The sequence below is a fragment of the Polaromonas sp. P1_G2 genome, from assembly GCF_056405515.1.
Map to the genome: position 1 here is coordinate 1 of NZ_JBFUBY010001203.1, position 442 is coordinate 442.

1 protein-coding gene is annotated in these 442 nt (G+C 58.6%); it reads left to right on the forward strand.

The window, feature by feature from the left end:
- The first annotated feature begins 118 nt into the window (after nucleotides 1-118).
- Nucleotides 119-397, forward strand: coding sequence for a DUF2849 domain-containing protein (locus tag AC1D0P_RS29775; protein WP_477680024.1), 279 nt, complete (start codon nucleotides 119-121; stop codon nucleotides 395-397).
- The last annotated feature ends 45 nt before the right edge of the window (nucleotides 398-442 follow it).

Below are 442 nucleotides of genomic sequence, written 5' to 3' on the forward strand. Positions count from 1 at the left end.
GATCTGACCGGGCCGGTCATGGTGATTATTGGTGATGCCGTGGCGGGCGCCAACCTTGACAATTCGGAGCCTTTGCTTTCAAGGCAATCCGTGCCCGCCGAGACTTCCGGAGTTTGATATGGCCCTGCAGATTTTGACCGCCAACCGGCTGACGGATGGCATTGCCGTCTGGTACGATGTCGACGGTCGATGGAACGAAAGCATAGCCCGTGCCCAGATCGCCCATACCAAGGAGGATGTGGAGCGGCTTGAGGCAATCGGCAAGAAAGCTTTCGCCGACAATGTCGTGCTCGACGTCAATCTGATCGACGTCGAGGTGAACAATGGCTTCATCCGGCCGCTTCGGTTGCGCGAACGCATCCGCGCCGAGGGGCCGACGATCGATTACGTGATCTGACGGCGTCCGCGCCGGCAAACGAATGCACTGAGGACAGAGTGTAAT